This is a genomic window from Vibrio lentus (genome assembly GCF_002875945.1).
GTDB classification, from domain to species: domain Bacteria; phylum Pseudomonadota; class Gammaproteobacteria; order Enterobacterales; family Vibrionaceae; genus Vibrio; species Vibrio apostichopi.
In genome coordinates, this window is sequence record NZ_MCZK01000117.1 from 24,161 (window position 1) to 47,000 (window position 22,840).

Sequence of the window (22,840 nt, forward strand, 5' to 3'; positions counted from 1 at the left end):
GATAGTCAATCGAATCCATAACGAAAGGTTGCAGAAACTTGGGGGCAGTCAAACTTTGCATTCCTTAAATATCATGGAGTTACAGTAGTATGGTGATTTGTTGTCGTTTTTGTGAAAAACGTGGGTGAAATTGATGACAAATTTGGAGTAATTACACTGGTTTTATACGTGTAATCACTAAGTTGAAACCCCTAAAACAACTATCTCTAGCGTCAGATTTCCAAACCGCGAGTTTGGTAGAAACGTCGTTAAATAGTAGCTATAAATAGCGGGAAAACTGACGCAATCAGACCTTATATCGCGGTGTGATTGCGTATCGTGTTACTTCTTCAGGCGATATAGATTGCCATTGTCAGTGCTGAAGAAAATGTCGCCGTCGGGAGAGGTTTCAATGTCTCTTATTCTTTCACCTAAGTCCTCAAGAATACGCTCTTCTTTGATTACCTCACCTTGTTCGTTGACCGTCACAATGTTGATGTGAGTAAGTTTAAGTGCGCCAGTCATCAGCTTGCCTTGTAACTCTGGGTATTTGTCACCTTGGTAGACGATCAAACTACCCGGAGCGATTGAAGGCACGTAGACTTTTTTAGGTGCTTCAATACCGTCTTTGGTTTCAGATTCTCCCACGCTGATAGGGCCCCAATACTCTTTACCATGTGAGGTCACTGGCCAGCCGTAGTTAGCGCCTGCTTTTATTAGGTTAATTTCATCTCCACCGCGTGGCCCGTGTTCAATAGACCAAAGCCTTTTGCTAGGGAAATCGTAAAAGAGTCCTTGTGGATTACGATGACCGAAACTCCAAATCTCATTGAGAACTTGGTCGTTATCGGTGAATGGGTTGTCGCTAGGTGGGCTTCCATCGGCATTCAATCTCAATATCGAGCCTGCATGGGTTAAGGTGTTTTGACCATTGTCTCGGTCACCACGATCGCCGATTGAAAAATACAGATGACTATCATCAAAGGTTATGCGGCTCCCAAAGTGACGACCTGTATCCGTTCTTGATTTAGACACAAACACATCTTGCCAGTCAGACACCTCATCGCCTTTGTACGTAGCAGAAGCAAGCGTGGTTACGCCTTCGCCGTCGACATCTTTACTGTAGGTAACATAGAACTTATCTTCTTCAAAAGGAGAGATCGCGATATCCAACAAACCACCTTGGCCTTTCGCCCAAACATTGGGAAGCCTGAACAGTGTGCTTTGTTCACCAGTTTTTAAATCAACGTGTTTGATAACGCCTGCTTTTTCTGTGAGAAGCATAGAACCGTCATCGACATAAGCGAGACCCCATGGAATCTCGAGGCCGTCTGTGATTTTTTCTGCCTGCCATGCAAAAACTGGGGTTGAAGCAATTGGACCTGATACGATGAGTGCCAAAGCACAGGAAAGAATACGATGATGAGTGTTCATTGAAGTCCTTGAATGTCATGACGTTGTATTAGTTTAGCTTGTGGCCAGCAAGTCGGTAGCTAGGGCAAATAAATAGTTAAGGCAAATAGATAGTTAGGGTAAATGAAAAGTTAGGATAAATGAAAAGTCACTATTCACATATTTAGTTGAGCGAGTATTGTATGATTATACAAGCTCACGTATGTTTACCCTGCCATCTTCTATTCGATTTTTTCGGAGCACAATGAATACTACTAACCCTGCAACCTTTTCGTTATTTTCTCTGTCTTTACGTTGTCAGGTAGATATTCAAGCGATCCATTCTCAAACCACCCGATCTCAAAACCACTGTTCTATTGGATACTTTACATCATGAGCCGTCGATTTGACTTTAAATCGATCCTACTTGCGTGTTTGGTCATCAGTATCGGCCAACTCAGTATGGGTTTGGTGTTTCCTTCTTTACCTTGGATCGCGAAAGATTTCGATGTCTCGCTAGAGCAAGCTCAGCTCTTGGTGAGTGTCTATTTGCTAGGCTTTGGTCCTTCTCAGTTTATTTATGGTCCCGTTTCAGATGCGCTAGGGCGTAAAAAGGTATTGTTAACCGGTTTGTTGATTGCCATGCTGGGCTTGTTGATGATTATCTTCTTTAGCCATTCATTTACTAGCATGGTGATGGGACGTTTTCTTCAAGGCTTAGGGACTGGCTGTTGCGCTGTACTTGCTCGCGCTTCAACACGAGACCGATTCAGCGGGGCCGATTTACCTTTGGCGATGTCCTACATCGCGATGGTCGCGTCGATTACACCTTTGATTGCGCCAGTAATCGGCGGCTTTATTAACTTCCATTTTGGCTGGAGCATGGTGTTCATATCGCTACTTGGATATGTGTCATTAGCTTGGGTGGTATTGGCGTTCAAGTTTAAGGAAACCGTCACTCAGACCTCCGCAATTCCTTCGCCGAAGAAAATGGCATTGCAATACAAAGAGCTACTTACTTCTCGCTACTTTATGAGTTTTGCGAGTATTGGTTGGCTTAACTTTAGCTTGATGATCACCACGGTATCGGTGATGCCGTTTATCATGCAGAACCAGATTGGTATGACGTCAGACGAATACGCGATGTGGGCAGTGATTCCCGCATTAGGGATGCTTGGCGGTACCAGTCTGTGTAACCGTATTCGTCCGATATTCGGCAATAAGAAAACCTTATTGTGTACGCCTGTCTTGCATATCTCGGCTGCATTGTGGCTTTTCTTCTGCCCACTTGAACCTCTGTACCTAATGATTGGTCAGTTTTTGATGATACTGGGCAATGGTATCGCACTGCCTTGTGCTCAAGCCTTGGTGATGTTGCCATACAAAAAGAATGCGGGCGCGGCAGCGGCGATGTCTGGCGGTGGCCAAATGGTGGTGTCTTCCATGGTGAGTATGGGACTGGTTCAGTTGGGGCTAGGAGAAGCATGGCACCTATCGATCGTGATTACGGTGTTCACACTGATTACGCTGTTTAATATTTTGCGTGGTTTTAGTAGTCAAGAAGCAAGAGAGTCCCAGCTTAACTAGCGATAAATATTAGAAAAAGGCCATTGAATTTCTACGATTCAGTGGCCTTTTTATTGTTGGGTATTGGGTATTGGGTATTGGGTATTGGGTCTTTGTACTTGACTTGGAGTGCTTAAACGCTTGATCTATTCGCAGACCACTGCAACTTTTTCACTCGCGGCTGTGTTAGCGGGAACTGGATGATCGATCAGTCGGATAGGGGATTCATACAGTGCAGACAAAGCTTTTTCATCGAGTAACTTATCCGCACTACCTTCAAATGCAATCTGCCCTTTTTTCAGGGCGACAATGTGTGTCGCGTAACGCAGAGCAAGGTTCAAATCGTGCAAGATGACGATCACTCCAACGTTTTCCTTCTTATTGAGCTCAGACAGCAAACCCATAAGTTGAAATTGGTGATGAACATCTAATGCCGATGTCGGTTCATCGAGAATCAATACTGGTGATTGCTGAGCCAACAACATAGAGACCCACGCCCGTTGACGTTCACCACCAGACAAATCATCCGCTAATGCCTGTGAAAACTCGGCGACACCGGTTCTTTCCATTGCTTGTTGGATAATCGATTTATCTTCAGAGTTCCAACGGCCTAATGCGCCTCTCCAAGGAAAACGGCCCAGACGAACCAGCTCTTCTACAGTTAAACCCGCAGAAGCAGGAAGCTTTTGCGGTAAATAAGCAATCTTCTTTGCTAAGTCTTTGCTTTTAAATGAAGAAAGGGAAGAGCCTTCGAACTCGACGGTGCCGTGGTCCGGAGATACTTGTCCTGATAGCAAGTTTACCAGTGTGGATTTACCTGAACCATTGTGACCAAGAACCACGGTGAGTTCATTGGTCGGAATAGTAAGCTCTTCTATTGAGAGGATGGTTCGGTTGTCTCGAACGATGTTGATGTTTGAAAGCTGGAACATGTCGGTCCTGTATCGAGACCAGTAGCGATGCTTTATGAAAGCAAGTTTGTCGCACTGATCTTTAAAATAGTGGGTGTTATTTAGCGGTTTTCTTGTTGTCAGGGTGTCTAGGACAATCGTCGCAGTACTTTCCTGAATCACACTTATAAACAAGGCAGCAACTGACTCTGATCAGTTTTAGCATGCCTGAATGGGCATCGATCTTAAGGCTGTCTAAATGACTTTCAGGTAATTGGCATGCTTCTAACCAAAGCTTAGCTTGCCCAGTGATATAATCATTGGTCAGGCTTGGCTCGTGCTGTTGCAGCTTGATTAAACTACTTAACAGTAGATCGGCCAGTAAGTGGTTGGTAAACCCTGGGCGAATGCGTGTCCATTCACTGATCTGGCTGCGATAAAATTCAGTCAATGCAAGAATGGCTTCACCAGCCTGTGGGATAAGCTCCTCAGGTGAACCATGCTGATGATCACCATTAAAAAAGCGATAGCCAGTAATGAACTCTTTGTATCTAAACTGACCGATATTCTTGATGTCGGGCAGTGAGTGAAGTCCGTAGATAGAAATGAAAGTCACATAGATAGGCTGCCAGCACACAAGATCCCACGTTCGCGTTAACCAATACGCTTTGCCTGCTTCTGGGTGGCTCTGCGCAAGGCCATCGTAAACTCGTTTGAGCTCTTTATGGCTATTATCATTCGTTACCGCAATGCTCTTGCTATTAAGTGCGCCAAAGCTTCCGCTTAGATAAGGGGAGACTTCTTTTGAGTAAGCGAAGATTTTCTGATGTAGAGACGGGGCTTTCCGACGAGTGATAATATTGTGCAGTTGGGGAAGCATCTTAAATCAATAAATGAGAATCAGTTGCGTTATCATAACGGACATAATCGAGGATAACCATACAAAATGGAGCATCTACAGGGTGCTTTTGACGTTTTTGAGATTTATAAAGTGTGGGTAGGCTGTACATTTTTAAGTGATAAAAGCCTTTTTAAATGATAAAAGTATTGGTGAAACTAATGTGTCACTGCCAACTATAGAGAATATGAAAGCTTGAATATGAACACACCAGCATTTGATCGTATCAGCCGCGTCTTGGCTTATATTCATGCGAACCTAAGCTCGACACTATCGCTAGAAGATATCGCGAAACAAAGCTGTTGGTCTCGCTGGCAACTGCAAAGAGTGTTTCAAGCGGAAACCGGGCTGACTGTAGCAAACTATGTGAGAGAGCTTAAGTTAAGCCAAGCAGCAGAGTACTTGTTAGATGGTAAAGAGCGCGTCATCGACATTGCGCTTGGCCTCGGATTTAACTCCGAAATTAGTTTTAGCCGTTCGTTCAAGCAGATGTTTGGAGCGAGCCCAAGCCAATATCGTAAAGCGGGCAAAAGGGTAGGGCTGAGAAAGCCAATACAAGTGTCTGACACCGCAAGTGCTGCTGAAAAAGGGGTACTCAGCTTTGTGGAAGTTCGCATTGATGAAAGAGAGTCTTTCCTTGTTAAAGGTATGACATCAGAAATCAGTGGTTTGTTTTCATTAACACAAGATTTTGCAGAGAAAGTCCCTCAGCTTTGGTCTCGCTTGGAGCAGGAAGTGACGATTCCAAACGACAACGTGCTTCAGTTTATTGGCGTCGTTGATCTTACTCAGTCTTGTTTCGATGGCACGAACATTCACTATTGGGCTGGTGTGGAGCTTCACGACGGAATCTCAATCCCGCAATTACCAAGTATTATCTCTGATAAATTGAAAGTATTGACCATCCCTAAGCAAACTTATGCGGTGGTGAAACACTGTGGGCCGATTGAAAACTTGCGACATACCTTGAGCTGGTTTGTGCTTAACTGGCTGCCGAGTTCTGGTTATCGTGGTGTCGATGGTTATGAGCTCGAAGTGTACCCATTTGGCTATCAAGCCCATGCATCAGATGCTGAAATGGAATACTGGGTTCCTATTATTAAATCGTAATCATATCCTCACAAAATCTCTTCCTTTAAAACCTCTCCCAAAATAAGGTCAATTGTGTTTTTAATCAGTAATTGACCGATTTACATTAAAAATAGGCCAAGTTCTTTATTAATTTGCACCAAATTGTTAATTATCCCATCTCTAGATACATACAATGCAAATGAGATTTATTATTATTTATATTAAGCATTGGTACCGAGGGAATCATGACCACTCACACTCGTTTTAAGTATTCATCATTGGCAGTAGCGTTGCTCACTGCGTTTTCAGCGCAAGCGTTGGCGGAAGAAACCGTTACAGCGGCAGACTCGAATATCGAGACTGTCACTATTATGGGTAAAGCCTATCGTAATACAGCGACTAAGTCGGCACTTGAGCCAGAAGAGACACCTCAAGGTATTACTGTTATTGATGAAGAACAGTTAGAGCAACGAGGTGTTCAATCTTTGAACCAAGCCCTTCGTTATGCACCTGGTGTTGTAACTGAAAACCGTGGTGGCTCAGTAGCCATGTTTGATTCTTACTCTATCCGTGGTTTTAACACGAACAACGTTAACTACTACGATGGCCTTTCGCTTCAGTTCTTGAATGGTTGGAACTTACAGCCACAGATTGATCCTATCGCAATGCAACAAGTTGAGATTTTTAAAGGTCCAACATCAGTGCTGTACGGTGCAATGCCACCAGGCGGTATGGTGAATATGATCGCTAAAACTCCACAAACTGAACAGTCAACGAAGGTTGGCGTTGCAACGGGTTCTCGAAATCTACAAGAAGCTTCTATTGATACGACGGGACAATTTGGTGACAGCGATTTCTCATACCGTTTAATAGCACTTGCTCGTAAACAAGATAGCCAAGTTGATAACGCTGAAGAAGAGCGCTACTTAATTGCTCCTTCTGTAGATTGGCAAGTAAGCGACAAAACTCTAATCAATTTCAACCTTTACTACCAAAACGATCCTTCAATGGGCATTAATTCATCAATGCCTTTAGATGTTTTAAAAGCGAGTGATCCATCGGTTTCGATGGGGGATAAGAACTGGAGCAAGTTTGAACGTGAAGTTTTGATGGTTGGTTATAAAATTAACCACGACTTCAATGATAATTGGACCTTCTTACAGAATGCTCGCTATACCGATGCATCTCTGTATCAAGAGAACACCTACCATCTTAGTTATGATCCGAGCACACCAAATCAATTATCTCGTGCGTTGTACTCAACGGACGAGAGCTTTAAAGGTTTTGTTATTGATAACCAGTTGAGCGGTATCGTTGATGTTGGTTCAGTAGAGCACAACTTATTGCTTGGTTTAGATTACCAAGACCTAGACGGTAATGTTAACTACTCGTCGTACAGTGCGAATGGCAGTGGTTTCAATAGCTTCGACCCGTTGAACCCTAACAATGATCTCCTCGATCGTAGCGATGTAACAAAACGGGTGAATATCTTGATGACACCACATCAAGCCAGCTTGGTTTATACCTTCAAGACCAAGTTCGTTTAGATGCTCTTGTCCTAATTGCAGGCGCTCGTTTTGATCACTACAAATCAGAAAGTGATTACTACGCTCATGAATCTGATCACAAGCAATTTACTTATCGTGTAGGTGGTCTATACGAACTTGATAATGGGCTATCTCCATTTGCGAGCTACGCGACCAGTTTCGAGCCAGCGCCGGGTGTTGATAAGAGTGGTAACGAATTTGATCCTGAAATGGCACAGCAGGCTGAGATTGGTGTGAAGTACCTTTCTGATGATATGTCGAAAGAAGCAACGGTTTCTCTCTTCCATATCACTAAGCAAGACATGCTGATGACTGACCCTAGTAATGTTTATGGGCCAAGGATTCAAGTTGGTGAAGTTGTATCCCAAGGTGCTGAAGTGTCTGGTCGTTGGTTTGCTACTGAAAACTTTGATATCGCCGCAGCTTATACCTACGTGGATATGGAAATAACGGAAGACACGAGCAATGGTCTAGAGGGCACCACGCCAATCTATGTACCGGAACACTCTGCGAACTTATGGGCTAACTACAATGTATTTACAGGAATGTTAGCGGGTTCTCGATTAAGCGCAGGCGCTCGTTATGTTGGCGAGATGCAAATGGATGCGAGTAATACACAAGGCAAAGTGCCGTCTTACACCGTGGTTGATCTATCTGTAGGTTATGACTTAGGTGCCGCAAGCGAGACTTTATCTGGTGCGACTGCCAATCTAGCCGTGAACAATATTTTCAATGAAGAATATTATGCGTGTTACGACCAATCGAACTGTTGGTTCGGTGCGGAGCAGTCTGTAGAACTAAGCGTGAACTATGAATTCTAACTAGGTTAGGGTTATCTATTTTAAAGCAGCCTAGTTGAGGCTGCTTTTGTCGTTTGAAGAAATATAGAATTTAGATTAAGTAGGCAAATATATGAGCTTAAAACCAATAGCTTCTCATTTTTCTAAAGTAAAACATTTGAATACAAAACTCGTTCTAACGATGCTAGCGAGTGCGTTATCGTTTAATGCGGTGGCAGATTTCCAAGTAGAAGACAGTGAGGGGATTAAAACCCTTGAAGCTCAACCTGTTAGAGTGGCAGCGCTTAACTGGGACATTGCAGAACAAGTGATTGAACTCGGCGTTACGCCAGTCGCGGTGCCTGATATTGCAGGTTATAGCGATTGGGTTGTTCAACCGGCGATTCCTGAAGGCGTGGCGGATATTGGCACTCGAACTGAACCTAACTTTTCGGCGCTTAAAAAGCTAAACCCTGATGTAATTCTTATCGCTTCTCCTCAGAAAGATCTTCAGGATCGACTTTCAGAAATCGCGCCAGTACTTTACTACCAAACGTACAGTGAGCAGCACAGCAATGCGGCGGCGGCTATCGATAACTTTAAGAAGATAGGTCAATTGCTTGGCAAAGAAGAGCAAGCGAACAATAAACTGGCTGCGATGGATGAACGTATCGCGGTTTTAAAAGCTGAACTGGATAAAGCGTATCCGGGCGATAAGCCGAAAGTCACCTCTTTCCGTTTTGCGAGCACCACATCGGTGTTCATTTACGGCGATAATTCGATTCCGCAATATGCGCTTGAGCAGCTCGGTTTTGAAAATGCGATGGATCTGCCTGCAAGCCAGTGGGGCATCAGTCAAAAGCGTATGACCGAGCTTAAGAACGTCAAGGGTGGCATTGCGCTTTACTTTGAACCTTTTCCATATCAAGAAAAACTAGATCGTTCACCTATCTGGAAGAGCATGCCTTTCGTTCGTAATGGTCAATTTAGTCCAGTAGTGGCAAGTTGGAGCTACGGCGGTGCAATGTCGATTTTGTATAACGCAGAAGCGATGGCGCAATCGTTGTTGACGTTAGCGGAGCAGTAATGAAATCCAGAGGTTTAATGATGGGGGCAACTCTGTTTTTCGCTGCCCTTGCTCATTTATGGTTAGGGCAGTCTGAATTTGGCCCTATCGGTGAGCTGTTCCAGCAAGTCTCACAGATCAATGACAGCGCGACATTCAACTCAATGGTCGATGAATCATTCGAGCTGATGGCGCTAATCTATGTCAACTTGCCGCGTTTAGTGATGGCGATTTTGGTCGGAGGAACACTCGGGACTATAGGTAGTTTGTTTCAACAGTTAACGCAGAACCGCATGATGTCTCCACTTACACTCGGTACATCGTCAGGGGCGTGGCTTGGTCTGGTCATTCTGAATGTGGTCGCACCAATGTTGGTCGCTCAATATTCAGTTTGGTTTGCGCTGATTGGGGCGCTGCTTGCAATGGGGCTGATTGTCTCCATTGTTGGTATCAAAAATATGAGCGGTTTACCGATTGTCTTGGCGGGCATGGCGGTGAATTTATTACTAGGGGCATTTGCGACTGCGATTATCTTGCTTAACGATCAGTATGCGCAGAACTTGTTCGTATGGGGAGCGGGCGATCTCGGGCAGAACGGTTGGGAACAAGTGCTTTGGTTAATGCCGAAGTTACTGCCAATCTTTGCTATCTTCCTGTTGGCGCCAAGAGTCCTGACTCTGCTTTCGATCGGTACTGAAGGGGCTGCCGCGCGTGGTCTTAACATCGGCACGACCTTCTTTGTGTTGATGGCGATTGGCGTTTGGCTGGCTTCTGTATCGATTACCTCAGTGGGCGTGATCAGCTTTATTGGCTTGATTGCTCCAAACATTGCGAGACATTTGGGCTTTTTAAAGGCGAAATCTGAACTCATCGCAAGTTGTGTATTAGGTGCGCTGTTGCTTTGTGTTACCGACAGTTTGGCGATCTTCTGGGCACAGTGGTCTTTGGATATGATTCCTACAGGGACAGCAACCGCGGTGATTGGTGCTCCAGCTTTGATCATTATTGCTCGCAAGCAAATGTCTGCTCAAGATCAGCTATTTTTCTCAATGCCTAAAGGGCCGAAGTCTATTTCATCTTTGGCTTACTTTTTGTTAGGTACGATGATCGTCGGGTTGCTGGCGTTGAGTACATTGTCTCAGCCTTCTTCAGATATGGGCTACTTCGTTATCCCAGATGCATTTGAATGGTCGATTCGCTGGCCGAGAATGTTAACAGCGATATTTGCTGGTGGCGGCTTGGCGGTGGCTGGCGTGATTTTACAAAGATTGGTCTACAACCCGCTTGCAAGCCCAGACATTCTTGGTGTGTCAGCAGGTGCGGTTCTGGCGTTGATTTTCAGTAGCTTATTCATGGGCTATTCGATTCACTCACTAAGCCCGTGGGTGGCATTTTTGGGTAGTGCTATTGCGCTTTGTTTGTTGCTGTTCCTTGGTAAGAAGCATCAGTTCGCTCCGTCTATCCTAATTCTCACAGGTATCTCGCTGACTGCAGTGTTAGAGGCTTTAGTGCAATTCTCTCTAACGCGAGTAGGTGAGGGGAAATACACCTTATTAGCTTGGTTAGCAGGGTCTACCTATCGTGTTGAACCTGAGTCAGCAACCATCATGGCTATCGTGATCACAGTTTGTATTGGTGTTGCTTTACTGTTGAGCCGTTGGGTGACGTTAATTGCGACTGGCCGTCAGTTCGCGAGTGCAAGAGGGCTGAATATCAACATCGCTTACGTGGCATTGCTGTGCATCGTGGCGGTTTTATGTTCGGTCGTGACAACCACCATGGGGCCTGTCGCTTTTGTAGGCTTACTCGCACCGCATATTGCGGCCATGGTTGGCGCTCGCTTGGTTCGAGAGCAGATCATATTGTCGTTCTTAATTGGTGCAGCACTGATGCTATTTGCAGACTGGTTAGGGCAAGTAGTCGTCTTCCCTGCACAACTTGCGGCAGGCACATTAGTTTCCATAATTGGTGGTAGTTACTTCATCTTCTTGTTGCTGAAATCTCGAAGAGCGTGAGTTAACGGCTAGCAAGTTAAGCGCTAAGTTCTTTGGTCACCGAAACAAGTATGAAAGGCAGTGATTGGAATCATCCATCACTGCCTTTTTTGATTGGGCTCTGTGTTTCCTAGATCAAGTGCTAGCCAACACAGATCTCGCTTCTAAAGTGTCAATTTTGCATATGTGGTTAAGATGGCTACGATAAAGGTCTGACCACTTAATTGGATAACCAAATGCCTGAACTCGAACGCCTCACTTGTTCCATTGATGAAAACCAGATCGCAACGGTTGTGTTGAATCGCCCCGATAAGCTGAATGCCATTGATATGGCGATGTTCCAAGGGGTGAACAACATGGTGGATCAACTGAAAAAGAACACCGAGATTCGTGCCGTGATAGTGAAGGGCAATGGGGCAGATTTTTGTTCAGGGCTTGATATTAAGTCTCTGTTGACCAGTAAGTCTGGAGCAATGAAGCTTTTGTTCAAATGGTTTCCTACATTGCCAAATGCAGCGCAGCGCTTTTCGTTGGGCTGGCGAGATATTCCGTGCCCCGTTATTTTTGCGATTCATGGTCGTTGTTGGGGAGGAGGTTTGCAATTGGTCAGTGGTGGCGACTTTAGAATCGCTAGCCCAGACGCCAATTTCTCGATACTAGAAGCGAAATGGGGTTTGATTCCTGACATGGGCGGTGCAATCGCCTTTAGAGAGTTGATGCGCAAAGATCACACTTTAGAAATGGCAATGACCGCCAAAGTGATTGATAGCGAGACAGCAAAGGAATATGGACTTGTGACTAAAATTGCAGAAGATCCTTATGCAGAAGCTTATGCCTTGGCACTTGAGTGCGCGAACCGATCGCCAGATGTGGTCGCCGCCAATAAAAAACTCTACAACAAAACGTGGTGGTCTAGCCCCGGTTTCGCCTTGTTTTACGAGACTTGGTATCAGATTAAAGTGGGGTTAGGTAAGAACAGGGCGATTGCCGCTCAGCGTGAAATTCATCGCGACAAACCACGCGCTTATGTTTCGAGAAAGTTTAAGTAGCGTTTGTACAGGAATAATCGATATTCCCTTTGTTTATCGGGCTTTGCGGTAACCTTAGCGCAATTTAATGTCTAAGGCTGAATGAGCACCCTGATGAACAAAACTTTTACCTACTCTCTAGCTGCCACCGCAATCTTTACAAGTTTAAACGCTTTCGCAAGTGGCCTATTTTTACAAGAGGCCGTTGTTGCCAACGCTGGTACTACTGGCGCTGGTGATGGTGTCTATACTCGCTCTGCTGCGGCGATGTGGACGAACCCTGCCACCATGTCTCATATGGGCGAAAGCAAAACGACCATCAATACCATGGCGTTTGATCTTGAGATGAAATATCAAGATAACGGCGATAAGCAAGACGGTAAAGCTCATTCAGTAATGCCGTCATTTGGTGCATTCCACGCTCACCAAGTGACTGACAAATTACACCTTGGTATTGCGCTTGGCGCCGTTGGTGGCTCTAGCCTTGATTACGGTAGTGAATGGGCGGGAGCTAGGCTTCTAGAGGATATCACCCTAACCGCAATGCAAGTGAACCCATCACTCAGCTACAAATTGAACGATCAGTGGTCTGTAGGCGCAGGTGTGCAATTCAGCTGGGGTGCATTCCAACAAACAACATCTGGATTCACAGCAAAACAAGACACTGATTGGGCATACGGTTATAACCTAGGTGTGATGTACACACCTACAGATAAACTTAAGCTGGGTGCTAGCTACCGTTCTAAATTGGAACATGAGTTTAACAATGACTTAAGTGGAAGTGCGTTTAACTCGTTGTCGACAGATCTCGCACTGCCTGAAATCGTTGATTTAAGCGCAAGTTATGCATTGAACTCTCAACTTGATCTCTTGGCTAGCATTCAATTTCACCGCTGGAGTGAGTGGGATGAGACAGTATTAGATTTTGGAGTGACAGATAGAGACGGAATCCCAATTAAACGTGATTGGGACGACGTATGGAAGTTTGCTGTTGGTGCTGACTACCAACTTAACTCAGACTGGCGTTTAAAAGCGGGTTTCTCTTATGAAACTTCGCCACAAGACGATCCATCAATGCAGTGGGTTGATCTACCTGTTGGTGAGCAGTACCGTTACTCAGTGGGTGCATCTACTTATTGGGACGACATCTTAATTGATGTGTTCTATGAGTACGCAGATTTGGGTTCAGTTGAAATGAATCGTGATTTACAGGGGCCTTTAGGTACTAACCTACTTAATGGTTCGTTCGATGGCCGTATCCACTTCGTTGGCGTTAGCGCGACGTTCTAATGACATTACGTAATTTATTAATTATTACTTCGGTAATACTGGGCTCAACGGGTGCTTTGGCTGACGAAAAGCACCCAGATGATCCGACGAAGATCGTGACCAAAGCCGGCGTTGCTTATAACGAAGATTTGCAGTTCTCAGGCTCTATCGGACTTGATGAAGCTCGAATGATCAACGCTCGCGTTAACGCAGACGGTGAAGAGTGGCGAGTGGGCGGTTCATGGCTATTGCCTTTGGGTATCGTCAATTTCAACTTTAGCCGCTCTGAATACGACAACGATGCTTATAAGAATAACTACAGTATCGGAACATTTGTTCCACTGAGTTATTTCGATATCGAACCCTTAGGTTGGCAAATCTTCCCGATGGCTGGCTACAGCTATAACGATGGTGAGGTGGCGGTATTTGATGATGAGAATGTGGGTTCTGATTTTGTGCTGATGCCGAGTTCAACACATGGTGGTTATATCGGCGCATTTGGCTTAAAAACAATCACTGATGAGTGGTCCATCATGGGCTTTGGTGGTGGTTCAATGGGTTCTGATGATTATTCAGGTTATTGGACTGGAGTTGGCGCTAGCTACAAATTGAGTGACGCCCAGTCGTTCAATTTCTTCACTATTTTTGCCGAGGATGACTTCGGTGAGAACAACAGTGTCGGCGCTTCTTATACCTACGAGTTCAACTAGTAGTTATCCCGCTTCTACATAAATAAAGAGCTGAGTGTATGACCACCGATTTAGGTGAACTTACACTCAGCACTTATTACTTCTCTATCAGATTTTCAACTGTTAAGTAGCGTTAGCAAATAGCTTCGTAACGTTCTACGTAGTTTTGCATCACGGCATTCATCGCTTGAGTGATGTTGGCGTATTGCTCTTCTTCTAAGTTAGCGAGAGAAACACGTAGCGACCATGTTGGAGCATCAAACCCTGCGCCCGGCATCACAATCACGCCATGCTCTTCTGCAAGACGAACCAAGAAGTCCAAAGGCTCATACGTTTCTTCTAACCAAGAGAAGAAACCATTGCTATGAATCGTTTGAGCAATTTCTTTCAGGTCAATCTCTACATAGTAAAACGCACCTGTTTGATCGCCCTCTGCAATGATTGGAGCCGCCAAGTTCTTCTGCATCAACGTATGGTAACGACGGCGTACAATCTGCTTAGCCAAGCGTTTATACTCTTCACCACCTTGCATCAGAGACAATAATGAAAACATCGTCATCTGGATTTGTTGAGGTGTAGAAAGACCCGCAGTATGGTTCAGTGCCACTGCTCGACTGTCTGCAACCAATCGATCAATAAATTTAATCTTGCTTGGTTCAAGGGAAATACCTTTGTATCGTGCCGTCAGCGTGTCTCTGGTTTGTTCTGGAAGATCAGCGATCATACGATCGAAGTTGTTGTCTTCATGCACGCCAATCACCCCTAAACGCCAGCCTGTTGCACCAAAGTACTTAGAGTATGAATACACCAGAATCGTATTCTTCGGAGCAAGCATCGCTAACGAAGTGAAGTTATCCGCGAAGGTACCATATACGTCATCAGTCAGTAGAATTAACTCAGGACGACGGTTAGCAATTTCTGCGATTTTGTAGAGTGTCTCATCACTCAGTCTTACCGATGCTGGGTTACTTGGGTTCACCAAGAAGAATGCTTTCACGCTTGGATCATTCAACTTCTCTAATTCAGAATCAGGTATCTGCCACGCTGATTCTTCCGTTGCCATGATTTCTACTTTGTTTAGTGAATAATCTTCAAGCTCTGGCATCTCGATGTAAGGCGTGAAAATCGGTGCTCCAATTGCAATCGTATCGCCTTTGTTTAATAAACGGTTACTCTTCAAGGTGTTGAAAATATACACCATGGCTGCGGTACCGCCTTCAACAGCAAACAAGTCAAACTTGCCAGCAGGAACGGGTTGAGAACCTGCCATCTCTTGTTCAATGTATTTACGAGCGATCAGTTCTGAATACTTGAGCATACGGTCGGGAACGGGGTAATTATTCCCTAGAATGCCGCCAACCCACTCATAAATCAGCTCATCGCTGTCTACTTGATATTGGTCGGTAATGAACTGGAAAGCTTCAATTAGGAATTGAACACCTTCTTGCTCTTCGTGTTTTTCACAAAAGTGAAGAAAACGCAGGCTAATGTCTTGTTTAGCGCCCATTCCACCAAAGCCTTGGTAACCAGAGAAAGTCGCTTTCGACTCTTCAAGAGCAAACATGCCGAGTTGGAAGAAAGCTTCTCGTGGTGCTGTCGCTACCCAGTTAGGGTTGCCACGGCCAGCGTTGATCATCGTTTTTTCATGTGAATGCTGAGCAAGGTCGATCAGTGTATTTTTTACTTCAAAAGGGCTCAGTGTTTCTAGGCGTTTTTCATCTGTGCGTTTCATATTCGTTTCTCTCTAAATTGTTTATTGGTTAGCTATTGTTTGGATTGAATAGCTAACGTTTGATTAATGATCTTTTGGGGTAAGAGCCAGGCTCTTGATTAAGCTGTTTTGTTAAGAAATCTTGGTAATTAGGTTGATGATTACTGGCCCCCATAAAGTGAGGAAGATATTGGCAACCGCGTAAGTCATCGTGAAACTTGGTACGGGTGTGCTGTTCTGTGTTTTTTCTAGAAGCGATGCGAAGGCTGGGTTAGCGCTGCGGCTACCTGCGACAACGGCTAAGGCTTCTACCGGGTTCTTGATTTTCAACACGTAGTAGTTGAATAGGAACGTCAGTATTTGAGGGATCAGAGTGACTAATACACCGAGCAGTAATAGCGTTACGCCATTCTCTTTGATTGCAGTCAGTGCTGGAGCGCCTGCGTTGATGCCGACAACTGCAACAAATACTGCGAGTCCGAATGTCTGCATAAAGTTGGCAGCGCCATGGTTAACGCTTCCTAAACGCGGTGTGCGCATTCTTAGGTAACCAACAAGTAGACCGGAAACCAAACAACCTAAACCAGAACCAAGCGCAATATGAGAACCACCGATTGAGAAGCCAATCTCTCCAATCAGGTAACCCAGCACCATACCGAAAGACATGGTCACAAAGTCCGTCACACTTGGAAGAGGGCTGTTGTAACCGATTTTCTTCACGACTTTGGCAAGGTCTTCTTTGAGACCCACTAACGTGATTTCGTCGCCAAGGTGTAATTCAGTTTCTGGTAATGTTGAAATGTCATGACCCATACGAGACAGCTGAGCGATATAAACACCACGGCGAATACGTGCGTTGGTTTCATCGTGAAGCTTACGTAGAGTGATGCCTGCTAGTTTCTTGTTGGTCAGTACGACTTTTTGCTGTGTCTGAATAACGTTGTTTTCTTCGCTAAATTCACCCAGTTCAACCCCAAGGGATGTCACTTTCGGAAAGGCACGCGTTAAGCCAGTTAGGTAAACCTTGTCTCCAGCCGCTAAGATAGGGTTCTTAGCAATATCTAACGTCGACTCTGCTTCGTCCTTGGTGCGATAAATAGCTTCGATGGTTAAATCTGTGTCGAATGCTTCTTCTAGTTCAACAACGCTTTTTCCGACAAAGATCGAGTTGGCGGTAACCTGGTAAGCGCGTGAAGATACGCGGCTTAGTGCTGAGAATTCACCCTCGTTTAACTGCTTGTTACCAGCGCCCATTTTCTCTGCGAGTTTTTTTGCTTCTTTAGTGATGTTCCAACCCATTACCATAGGAATGAGTGACATCATTAAGATTGGGCCAAGAGAGCCGAAGATGTAGGTGATTGAGTAGCCGACAGCCACGTTTGTCTTAAGTGTTGATGTGACATCGGGAGCTAGGTTGAGCTGATCAATTGCGTTGCCCGCTGTACCTATGATTGCCGATTGCGTTAAGCCGCCAGCCGCAAGACCTGCCGCTAAACCTTTGTCTAGTCCTGCCCATTTAGAGAGCAACACAACCGTCACCAATCCTACAAACGTCATCACGAATGAAGCGAATAAGCGTGTTAGTGATGAAAGGCGGAATGATGAGAAAAATTGCGGTCCGCCGTTGTAACCCACCATGAATATAAATAGCGCAAAGAAGATGCTTTTTACTTCGTTGGAAATCGCGATTCCGCCGATTTGACCAAGCCCTACCGCAACCAAAAGTGAACCTGCGATTCCGCCTAGTTCAAATTTACCGATTTTAATTTTACCGATTAAGTAACCAAGTCCTAATGATAGGAATAGAGCTATAAATGGATAGTCTCTTAATTGTTCAATAATAAATGACATGATAAACCTTTAATGAAATGGTTTTTATATTTCATAATTAATAATATGTTGATGTTAAATTACAGAGTGTTTTCGTTATCTGTAGTTATTTGAACCTAAGAGTTGTTTTTCTTATGGTGTAATCGTGAAGCCTTTTTATGGTCGTGAGTTTTATCTTTGTGATGCTTATTATGATGACCATCCGGGTGGTGATTAACTAAATGCTTATGACCTTCAGGTTCTCCGCCATGTGGCTGACCTGAATGAGAAGGCTGATGCGCTCTATACTCTAGATGGTCCTTGTTATGTTTATGGTCGACTTCTTCTCCATATACACGTTTCATTTTTTCTTTAATAGCGACTTTCGTGTGGTGTGCTTGATTAGACATATTAATCTCAGTTAGTTGTTTAAGGAACGATGAGAATTATATCTATCGAGAGGGAATATAAATCATGTTCAAATAAAATCGACATAAAGGATTAAAATGATTTTTACTTGATAAAAATTTATCAAGTCATTGTATTTGTTGGTTTTATTTTTATTTTATATAGCTTTACTGCGATGTTATATCAGTTTGATTTATTGACGGTGTCGATAGATAGAATAGCCGGACTTTAAACACAAGGTGAACACATGAGTAAGTATAAAGGCGTAATCGTCGGGTCAGATTTATTTATATTATTGTCTTTTGTATTCGGCTTTCATTACGTGAAAAGCGAAATAATAAAAGAAAAGGTAGCAAGTTTTAAATTACCAGCGACATCAGTAACAACGGAATTAGTAAATAAAGAAGTTTGGAATGAGAGTTTGCAAGTGATAGGTAACATTCATGCAAATCAATCTATAGATGTGACAAGCCAAATGTCAGGACAAATAAAAGAAGTGCTTTTTAAATCAGGTCAATTTGTCAATAAAGGCGATGTTCTTATTAAATTGGATGATGCTTTATTGAAAGCTAATCATAAAAGCCAGTTAGCAAAAGTTGAATTGGCAAGAACGGAATTGAAAAGAAATAAAAAACTACTTAGAAATAATAGCGTCTCTCAGAATTCGGTCGATAAACTTGCAGCTCAATTTAATGCTGAATCCGCGAAACTCGAATACATCTCTACTCAGGTTGAATATATGAAAGTTAAAGCGCCTTTCTCTGGCAATGTTGGAATTAGAAATGTAGATGTGGGTGATTTTATTAACTCAAGCACAGCGATTGTTGACCTTGAAGATAGCTCTCAACAGTATGTCGATTTTTCTATTTCGGAGCTTTACCTTCACAGCGTGAAAGTGGGTCAGGATCTCCAGTTTGAATCTGACGCAGCTAACGATGCTGAGTATCACGCAACGATTACGGCAATTGAACCAAGCTCAGACGCCAACACACACAATATCGAGTTACGTGCGGTGACGACTCAGCCTGTTCCGTTGGAATCTGGCATGTATGTGGATGCGACGCTGACCACTTCAGATTCAAACACGGTGATCAGTGTACCTTCAGTGGCAATCAGCTACACCTTGTCTGGCGATACCGTGTTTGTTCTTGATACGTCAACGAAACAAGTGAGCACGAATTCAGGCAGCGCAAGCTCTGACGACAAAGATTCAAGCAGTCAAGGTTCAGAGAAAGCAGAGACACCATTTTATGAATACAAAGTGGTGCAACGTACTGTGGAAATTGGCCCGAAACAGGGTGGTTATGTGGGTGTTATTTCTGGTTTAAAAGAGGGCGATGTGGTGGTGACATCGAATCAACATCAGCTTAAAAACGGCGGTCTGGTTTTGGTGAACAATCAACGACCTCTTGCTTGGTTGCCAACCTAGATGAAGTTGGTGAACACAAATTAATATTACTGGTTCTTGGTGAATATGAGTTGATCTCCGGTCATTTAGAATCGAAGCAGTTTGTTGCCTTTAACGCGAATGAAGACATTACCGATGTCCCGCAGTTTTGTATTGTTATAGATGGTCCACCATTAGAGAAGGCTTCTTCTGATTGGGTTGGCGAACGGCTACATGCATTTCGCCCCATCATCCCTAAATTACTGCTGGTCAGTTTTATCACTAACTTGTTTGCGCTTGCCGTTCCATTCATCACGATGTCGATCTATGACCATGTGATTGGCGGTGACGCAGGGCATGAGTTGCAAGGTATCGCCATTGGCGCGGCTTTGTTGTTTGTGATGATGGGTTGGTTAAGAACATTGCGCAGCCGAGTGTTTGCTTCGGTGGCAAATCGAGTCAGTCGCGAGATCTCTCAATCTCTCGTTCAGCGTCTGCTTCGAAATAGCTATGCTCAAAATCAGCAAACAGCGTCGTCTAGTCAACAAAACCAAGTGATGTTGTCTGAGCGTATTTCAGGTGTGCTATCAGGGCCATTAGGAAATGCGTTGTTTGATCTGCCATTCATTCTTATCTTTGTACTTGCGATTGGTGTGTTAGGTGGATGGTTGGTGCTGGTTCCTATTGTCTCTTTGATTCTTTATTACTTGCTAGCAAAACGCTCGATACGCTCTAGCAGCAAACGCTCCATACAATCAACGGTGGCAGGAACTAATCGTCAAAACATGACCAATGAGCTGTCATCTAAACTCGCCTTTATTCGCAGTGCTGGATTATCAGAGCACTGGATTCAACGCTTCCAAAAGGCCAACCTTCTTGCGTCTACAGTGACGTTCAATCAATCAGTTCTTCAGAGTCGATACACCTCGATTTATTACTTCATTGGTGTGGGCTCGACGTTAGCGGTTATGGGGTTAGGAATAGGGCTTATTTTTGAACAAGTAATGACGCCTGGTGGTTTGATTGCTTCAATGATGTTGATATCTAAAGTGACAGGCCCTGCTCAGATATTGGCGAACAGTGCGATGCGTTTTAATAGCTTTAATCAATCCAAGTTGCAGGTGAACCGTATTCTGTCTCAACCGTCTGAGCGTGAATTTAGTTACCAGCATCACCCGCTGCCAACGTTAGCACCTAACTTGAAGTTGGAGCAGGTAACTCTGCGTTATCCGAAACAAAGTCGCCCTGCATTGAGCGGCGTGAGTTTTGATATTGAAGCTGGCGAAATTGTTGCAATTACGGGACCTTCGGGAAGCGGAAAATCAACGTTGATCGAAGTGCTGTCTGGTCTACAACCAATTCAAAACGGCATGGTTGAGCTTGAAGGCGTTAATCTCGTTCAATACGATCCGCAGCTCTATCGCCACTGGTGCTTTATTCGAGCGGCTTATCCTGACTTGTTAACGTTGAGTATTCGCGAATGGTTCAACGACGGACATAAAGTTGAAGATCAGAAAATGATGTCTGCGATTGAACTTGTGGGGGGCAAGCGTTGGTTCGCCACGTTACCTGATGGGCTGGATACTTCAATCAGCAGCATTCAACCGGATAGCCTTTTTGACATGTTGTCAGGCAGTGTTGCGCAGATCCTCATTGATGCGAAAGCGCTGGTTTATGACTACCCAATGTTCTTAATGGATAACCCTGTGCCTGATGCACATCCAAATGCTAAGCGTGTATTTGGCGAGTTTTTGGCTTCGAAAAAAGGAAAAGCAACGGTCATCTACACCTCTCACGATCCGGATTTAATCAAGCTTGCCGATAAAGTGGTGGTACTAAATGAAGGTGCCGTGGTTTATGCAGGCCCATTAGAAGCTGAACAACCTTTAGAGCCTCAACCTTCTCAAGATCAATCGTTATCTCAACAGCCCTCTGCTCAGCAAGATGCGGCCCAACAAGAACAATCAGAGTCTAAGCAAGGAGTCGCTAATGGCTAAACAATCTATCGAGAAGGGCAAGCGCTACGGTGAACTTGTTGAATCACAAAACACGGCGCGTACACTGGCGCTGGCCACATGGTCGGTTGCTTTGTGTGTCATTGCTTTTGCTACGTGGTCTGTAGTCACTCAAGTTGATGAAATCGCGAAAGCGAAAGGGGCGGTTATCCCTGAAGGAGAAAAACAAGTTCTGCAAAGCGATATCGGTGGCAAACTAAAACGACTTCTAGTGAAAGAAGGGCAACTTGTTGAAAAAGGTCAGCCATTGGTGGAGTTTGATGCCACCTTTCAGAGGACCGCATTAGAAGAATTACGGTCTCAACAAGTCACCTTGTTGGCGAGTATAGAGCGTATGAATGCTTTGCTTGATAATCGTGAACCAAACTTTGGAGAATTCGAAATTGATTTCCCAGAGATAGTGAGCCAGCAAAAAGCACAGCTTAATGCTCAAAAGGGCCTCTATTATCAGAAACGCATTGTTCTTGAAAAAGACAGCGAACAGATTGCAGAGCAGCTCCGTAGTTTGGAGAAGTCGTTGCCGAGTTATGAGAAAGAACTTTCTGCGACAAAACAAGAATTGAATATCCTAGAGAAAGGTTACAAGTCTGGCAATATCTCACGATTAAGAGTGTTGGAAATGCGTCAAAAATTGGCAAGCATTGAACAGAAGATCGAAGAGGCACGTGGTAAAAAAGCGGTGTTGATTAAACAAGCGGATGGGGTAGAACAAAAAATTGGACAACTACTCGCGGAAGCAAAAGTGAAAGTCAGTGATGACCGTTCTAAAGCGGTGTCCGATTTATCTGCACTTAACGCCAGAGTACGTTCAAGCCAAGCTAAAGTAACCAACACGACGTTAGTCTCGCCATTACAAGGGTTAGTCCAAAGTCTTCCAAGCACCAAGAATGGTGGGGTAATTCAACCGGGCGGCACAGTAGTTGAAATTGTTCCTGTTGGTGGGAAGGCTGATTTTAAGGCTCGATTATCCCCAAGGGATATTGGTTTTGTGAGTGTAGGGCAGCCGACTCGGATCAAGATTGATGCGTTTGATTATAGCCGTTTTGGCGCATTGAAAGGTGTGGTTGAGAGTATCTCTCCAACTACAAGTCAAAGTGAACGCGGTGAAATCTATTATGAAGTCGTCGTCTCGGTGGATGTTCCTTATTTCCGCGATAATCCGGAGAGCTTTTCTATCTTGCCAGGTATGACGGGCGAGGTGGATATTACAACCGGCGAGAAGTCCGTTTTCCAATATCTGTGGAAGCCAATTTACACGAACGTGAGTGTCGCGTTTGGTGAAAGGTAATCGCTATAGAGGTTCGCAGAATAGTAAACACATAAGAAAATAGAAAGCAAAAGG

General features: G+C 44.3%; 15 protein-coding genes and 2 pseudogenes. 11 read left to right on the forward strand and 6 right to left on the reverse strand.

Features of this window, described 5'->3' with window-relative positions; genetic code table 11:
* Nucleotides 1-321: 321 nt before the first annotated feature.
* Nucleotides 322-1,413 (reverse strand): PQQ-dependent sugar dehydrogenase, encoded by a 1,092-nt coding sequence (locus BCT49_RS12680; RefSeq protein WP_102435595.1) that lies wholly within the window; start codon nt 1,411-1,413, stop codon nt 322-324.
* A 351-nt stretch (nt 1,414-1,764) separates the two neighbouring features.
* On the opposite strand from BCT49_RS12680, the gene BCT49_RS12685 reads away from it, so the two are divergent.
* Nucleotides 1,765-2,958 carry a multidrug effflux MFS transporter gene (locus tag BCT49_RS12685; RefSeq protein WP_102435597.1) on the forward strand — a complete coding sequence of 398 codons (1,194 nt, stop codon included), beginning with the start codon at nt 1,765-1,767 and terminating at the stop codon, nt 2,956-2,958.
* A gap of 125 nt (nt 2,959-3,083) precedes the next feature.
* Here BCT49_RS12685 and BCT49_RS12690 read toward each other — a convergent pair whose 3' ends face one another.
* Together BCT49_RS12690 and BCT49_RS12695 are read right to left on the reverse strand one after the other, a co-directional pair.
* Entirely contained in the window at nt 3,084-3,869 is a 786-nt protein-coding gene (locus BCT49_RS12690; protein ID WP_102435599.1) for an ABC transporter ATP-binding protein, read from the reverse strand.
* Nucleotides 3,870-3,945: 76 nt separating this feature from the next.
* Complete coding sequence (locus BCT49_RS12695) at nt 3,946-4,707, reverse strand: siderophore ferric iron reductase (protein WP_102435601.1); 762 nt, start codon at nt 4,705-4,707, stop codon at nt 3,946-3,948.
* Between the two features lie 219 nt (nt 4,708-4,926).
* Here BCT49_RS12695 and BCT49_RS12700 point away from each other — a divergent pair, with 219 nt between their 5' ends.
* The 7 genes and pseudogenes from BCT49_RS12700 (at nt 4,927) to BCT49_RS12730 (ending at nt 14,189) form a co-directional block, all read left to right on the forward strand.
* On the forward strand, nt 4,927-5,835 hold the full coding sequence (locus BCT49_RS12700) for an AraC family transcriptional regulator (RefSeq protein WP_102435603.1): 909 nt from the start codon (nt 4,927-4,929) through the stop codon (nt 5,833-5,835).
* A gap of 206 nt (nt 5,836-6,041) precedes the next feature.
* Nucleotides 6,042-8,164, forward strand: a pseudogene (locus BCT49_RS12705) (TonB-dependent siderophore receptor).
* A 91-nt stretch (nt 8,165-8,255) separates the two neighbouring features.
* Nucleotides 8,256-9,209 carry an iron-siderophore ABC transporter substrate-binding protein gene (locus tag BCT49_RS12710; protein ID WP_102435605.1) on the forward strand — a complete coding sequence of 318 codons (954 nt, stop codon included), beginning with the start codon at nt 8,256-8,258 and terminating at the stop codon, nt 9,207-9,209.
* Nucleotides 9,209-11,203: a Fe(3+)-hydroxamate ABC transporter permease FhuB gene (gene fhuB / locus BCT49_RS12715; RefSeq protein ID WP_102435607.1), complete on the forward strand. Its 1,995-nt coding sequence runs from the start codon at nt 9,209-9,211 to the stop codon at nt 11,201-11,203. The genes BCT49_RS12710 and fhuB overlap by 1 nt, the downstream gene beginning before the upstream one ends.
* 215 nt (nt 11,204-11,418) lie before the next feature.
* Nucleotides 11,419-12,231, forward strand: a complete 813-nt coding sequence (locus BCT49_RS12720) for a crotonase/enoyl-CoA hydratase family protein (RefSeq protein WP_102435609.1) — start codon at nt 11,419-11,421, stop codon at nt 12,229-12,231.
* Nucleotides 12,232-12,324: 93 nt separating this feature from the next.
* Nucleotides 12,325-13,500, forward strand: a complete 1,176-nt coding sequence (locus BCT49_RS12725) for an OmpP1/FadL family transporter (protein ID WP_102435611.1) — start codon at nt 12,325-12,327, stop codon at nt 13,498-13,500.
* Nucleotides 13,500-14,189 carry a hypothetical protein gene (locus BCT49_RS12730; RefSeq protein ID WP_102435613.1) on the forward strand — a complete coding sequence of 230 codons (690 nt, stop codon included), beginning with the start codon at nt 13,500-13,502 and terminating at the stop codon, nt 14,187-14,189. The genes BCT49_RS12725 and BCT49_RS12730 overlap by 1 nt, the downstream gene beginning before the upstream one ends.
* Before the next feature lie 112 nt (nt 14,190-14,301).
* Here the strand turns inward: BCT49_RS12730 and BCT49_RS12735 are convergent, their stop codons facing one another.
* The 3 genes from BCT49_RS12735 to BCT49_RS12745 all read right to left on the reverse strand — a co-directional run bounded on the left by BCT49_RS12735 (nt 14,302) and on the right by BCT49_RS12745 (nt 18,098).
* On the reverse strand, nt 14,302-15,900 hold the full coding sequence (locus tag BCT49_RS12735) for a bifunctional aspartate transaminase/aspartate 4-decarboxylase (protein ID WP_102435615.1): 1,599 nt from the start codon (nt 15,898-15,900) through the stop codon (nt 14,302-14,304).
* Nucleotides 15,901-16,011: 111 nt separating this feature from the next.
* Nucleotides 16,012-17,730: an aspartate-alanine antiporter gene (gene aspT / locus BCT49_RS12740; protein ID WP_102435617.1), complete on the reverse strand. Its 1,719-nt coding sequence runs from the start codon at nt 17,728-17,730 to the stop codon at nt 16,012-16,014.
* A 95-nt stretch (nt 17,731-17,825) separates the two neighbouring features.
* On the reverse strand, nt 17,826-18,098 hold the full coding sequence (locus BCT49_RS12745) for a hypothetical protein (protein ID WP_102435619.1): 273 nt from the start codon (nt 18,096-18,098) through the stop codon (nt 17,826-17,828).
* A gap of 245 nt (nt 18,099-18,343) precedes the next feature.
* Here BCT49_RS12745 and BCT49_RS12750 point away from each other — a divergent pair, with 245 nt between their 5' ends.
* The 3 genes and pseudogenes from BCT49_RS12750 to BCT49_RS12760 all read left to right on the forward strand — a co-directional run bounded on the left by BCT49_RS12750 (nt 18,344) and on the right by BCT49_RS12760 (nt 22,786).
* A complete protein-coding gene (locus BCT49_RS12750; RefSeq protein ID WP_102435621.1) occupies nt 18,344-19,525 on the forward strand; it encodes an efflux RND transporter periplasmic adaptor subunit in 1,182 nt (393 codons plus the stop codon).
* Nucleotides 19,510-21,480, forward strand: a pseudogene (locus BCT49_RS12755) (peptidase domain-containing ABC transporter); the annotation flags it as partial. The gene BCT49_RS12750 and the pseudogene BCT49_RS12755, both read left to right, overlap by 16 nt.
* On the forward strand, nt 21,473-22,786 hold the full coding sequence (locus BCT49_RS12760) for an HlyD family type I secretion periplasmic adaptor subunit (RefSeq protein ID WP_102435623.1): 1,314 nt from the start codon (nt 21,473-21,475) through the stop codon (nt 22,784-22,786). The pseudogene BCT49_RS12755 and the gene BCT49_RS12760, both read left to right, overlap by 8 nt.
* Nucleotides 22,787-22,840 lie beyond the last annotated feature (54 nt).

Bases quoted from the DNA above. Each gene is read 5' to 3' on its own strand.
- BCT49_RS12680 (WP_102435595.1), bottom strand. From the start codon at position 1,413: ATGAACACTCATCATCGTATTCTTTCCTGTGCTTTGGCACTCATCGTA.
- BCT49_RS12685 (WP_102435597.1), top strand. From the start codon at position 1,765: ATGAGCCGTCGATTTGACTTTAAATCGATCCTACTTGCGTGTTTGGTC.
- BCT49_RS12690 (WP_102435599.1), bottom strand. From the start codon at position 3,869: ATGTTCCAGCTTTCAAACATCAACATCGTTCGAGACAACCGAACCATC.
- BCT49_RS12695 (WP_102435601.1), bottom strand. From the start codon at position 4,707: ATGCTTCCCCAACTGCACAATATTATCACTCGTCGGAAAGCCCCGTCT.
- BCT49_RS12700 (WP_102435603.1), top strand. From the start codon at position 4,927: ATGAACACACCAGCATTTGATCGTATCAGCCGCGTCTTGGCTTATATT.
- BCT49_RS12710 (WP_102435605.1), top strand. From the start codon at position 8,256: ATGAGCTTAAAACCAATAGCTTCTCATTTTTCTAAAGTAAAACATTTG.
- fhuB (WP_102435607.1), top strand. From the start codon at position 9,209: ATGAAATCCAGAGGTTTAATGATGGGGGCAACTCTGTTTTTCGCTGCC.
- BCT49_RS12720 (WP_102435609.1), top strand. From the start codon at position 11,419: ATGCCTGAACTCGAACGCCTCACTTGTTCCATTGATGAAAACCAGATC.
- BCT49_RS12725 (WP_102435611.1), top strand. From the start codon at position 12,325: ATGAACAAAACTTTTACCTACTCTCTAGCTGCCACCGCAATCTTTACA.
- BCT49_RS12730 (WP_102435613.1), top strand. From the start codon at position 13,500: ATGACATTACGTAATTTATTAATTATTACTTCGGTAATACTGGGCTCA.
- BCT49_RS12735 (WP_102435615.1), bottom strand. From the start codon at position 15,900: ATGAAACGCACAGATGAAAAACGCCTAGAAACACTGAGCCCTTTTGAA.
- aspT (WP_102435617.1), bottom strand. From the start codon at position 17,730: ATGTCATTTATTATTGAACAATTAAGAGACTATCCATTTATAGCTCTA.
- BCT49_RS12745 (WP_102435619.1), bottom strand. From the start codon at position 18,098: ATGTCTAATCAAGCACACCACACGAAAGTCGCTATTAAAGAAAAAATG.
- BCT49_RS12750 (WP_102435621.1), top strand. From the start codon at position 18,344: ATGAGTAAGTATAAAGGCGTAATCGTCGGGTCAGATTTATTTATATTA.
- BCT49_RS12760 (WP_102435623.1), top strand. From the start codon at position 21,473: ATGGCTAAACAATCTATCGAGAAGGGCAAGCGCTACGGTGAACTTGTT.